Origin of the sequence: Mycobacterium sp. 050134 (genome assembly GCF_036409085.1) — a bacterium.
In the GTDB taxonomy this organism is placed as follows: domain Bacteria; phylum Actinomycetota; class Actinomycetes; order Mycobacteriales; family Mycobacteriaceae; genus Mycobacterium.
Map to the genome: position 1 here is coordinate 1 of NZ_JAZGLV010000051.1, position 2419 is coordinate 2419.

The 2419-nt window shown below is 64.0% G+C and carries 1 protein-coding gene and 1 pseudogene; both read right to left on the bottom strand.

Annotated elements, in window-relative coordinates; all coding sequences use genetic code 11:
- Nucleotides 1–200: 200 nt before the first annotated feature.
- A pseudogene (locus SKC42_RS27305) lies at nucleotides 201–1312 on the bottom strand (IS3 family transposase).
- 604 nt (nucleotides 1313–1916) lie between these two features.
- Nucleotides 1917–2231: an ESX-1 secretion-associated protein gene (locus SKC42_RS27310; RefSeq protein ID WP_330967350.1), complete on the bottom strand. Its 315-nt coding sequence runs from the start codon at nucleotides 2229–2231 to the stop codon at nucleotides 1917–1919.
- Nucleotides 2232–2419: the final 188 nt, after the last annotated feature.

A 2419-nucleotide genomic window follows, 5' to 3' on the forward strand; every position in this document is an offset into this window, starting at 1 on the left:
CAACACCGCCACCACCAATACGCAAGCACGCCAAAGCCTCCCGCAATACCCTAAATGACGATCACCACCACCACCGACACACATTTTGCGATAACGGGTCTGCGGCACTGGTAGGTGACACCTGAGATGGCTTGCCCTGGGTGGGGTGTCACTGCTATTGACCGGACCTCGTGACCTGGTCCACGGCGAACGAGAGTCGTTCATTGGTGGGTACAGGTGGCAGCGTAGCGGGCCGGCGCCTGGTAGCCCAGTGACGAATGCCGGCGATGGTGGTTGTACTCGTGCTTCCAGTCGCTGATGACCACACGGGCCTGGGCCATCGACCAGAAGCTGTTGATGTTCAAGCATTCGTCACGGATGCGGGAGTTGAAGGATTCGACGTAGCCGTTTCGCCATGGCTCGCCGGGCGGGATGAAGTGCAGGCCGACCTGTCCGGCGGCCCATTCGGCCATTGCGCTCCAGGCTAATTCGGGTCCGCTGTCGCATCGCAGGACGGCCGGGTAGGTGCCACGCTCGGCGGCCAGGCGGTCCAGTTGGGCGATGAGGTGCTCGCCGGTGATGCTGCGCTCAACCATCCCACCGAGGCATGCGCGGGTGTGTTCGTCGATGATCGAAACGATCTTGATCGGACGTCCGCCGGTGGCGGAGTCGAACTGGAAGTCCACCGCCCACACCCGGTTAGGCGCATCGGCGATTACGGTCGCTGGCGCGGTGGAGCTGCCGTGGCGTTTGCGGCGGCGCTGCGGTACTCGAAGTCCTTCTTCGCGCCAAAGGCGTTGCACCTTCCTGCGATTGACTGCCCAGCCTTCAGCGCGGGCGTCGTGATACGCAGGTCGGAACCCACGTCGTGGGTGGCTTTTTGGCGTACTAGCGAAGCCAGGTTCGCAGGGCGGCGTCGGGATCCTCTGGCGCGGCAGAAACGGCTGCGTGTCGCTGGGTGGCGCGGTGCTGCCCGGTCACGCGGCAGGCAAACCGTTCACTGACCCCCAGCACGCGCTGAAGGTGACGAACGGCCGCCCGCCGGCGTTGCGGGCCTAGAAGTTTCCCTTCGCGATCTCCCGCAGCGCGTCCTTCTCCAACTCCGCGTCTGCAGGCGTTTGAGGGTGGTGTTCTCGCGTTCGAGGTCCTTGAGCCGTTTGGCGTCCTCGGCCTTCAACCCGCCGAACTGGTTACGCCACCGGTGGTAGGTGGCCTCGGAGACACCCAGTTCGCGGCACACCACCGCGGTGTCCTTACCCTCGGCCAGGAGCCGATCGGCCGCCATCAGCTTGCGCACAATCTGCTCCGGGCTTTGCCGCTTCCTCGTCGCAATGATCTTGTTGAGCCTTCCTGCCCACGTCGTGGGCTGCAAGACTCTCATAAGCCCATGGATCAACCAAACGGGGTCAGGCCAACATGAATTGGACACCCGTTTCGCCGTGCACCGCTCACGTGGGCGCCGATCACCTCAAGCATTCGAAAATGGCGATGGCACAGGATCGCTATATGTCTCGCGAGCGTAGGCACACCGCCGTCGCCGCCCTGTTGGGCAGCACGCCGGTGTTGTGAGCTCCACCCTGTTTGAAGAATCGCTGAGGCGAGAGATCAAGCACCCCCTATCGGTACTTGTTCCCGCGTGGCCGTCTGCTGCCCCGACCAATCCGCTCGGAATGATCCTGGTATGCGTCGAGAATGCCCGGCAAACTCGTCTTCAACAAAGAACTTTGGGATCGCCCCGGGGCGTCGCCCCATTCAACTGTGTTGTCGCCGCCCAGACTCGGCCTGTCTAGCCAGCATTGGTGATCGAGGAGAACGCTCGCCGAACGCTGCGCGACTACTATGTGTAGCCGGTGACGGCCATATGCGCCGCGCCTGCACCTCCCCGACTCCATCGGTGCGACGGCCGCGGCCAGTGGCAGGGACAGAAGCGAATCTGTTTAGCCGGCACGCATTTGGTTGTCGAGGTTGTCGCTGGCGTGTTGGTCGGTGCGGTCGTAGGTGTTGGCGGCGGTGTAGAGCTTATGGGCCAGATCGGTGGACGCCTTTTGGAGGGCCTTGCAGGCGGCGCGGCGGGCGTCTTCGGCCAGTTGGACGGCGTAGTTGGCCATTCCGCAGGCCACCCCGTGACTGATCCACACCCGCTCACCGATCCCGTCGGCAGCCCCGGCCGCGGTGCCCAAAGCCTTCGACGCGGTGGCCTGTTTGTCAGTCAGTTCCTTCAAATGCGGCGTTGCAACGACCAGCTCTGTCATTGAGTGACCTTACCTTTTCGTGTGACATTCCCAGTTTGCTGTGGCCGGGGTGCCGTGCGCGTGGTGTGGCACCCGTCGTGGCGTTAACCGATACGGCCTACTGCGGTGGTGGGGCGCAGGTGGGGCGGCGGGGTATGAGCCTCGACGGGTGCGCGCACGGCATCAACCATGCCGGCGGCGGCGCCGGC

Coding starts and splice junctions, on each gene's coding strand:
- SKC42_RS27310 (WP_330967350.1), bottom strand. CDS start 2,231: ATGACAGAGCTGGTCGTTGCAACGCCGCATTTGAAGGAACTGACTGAC.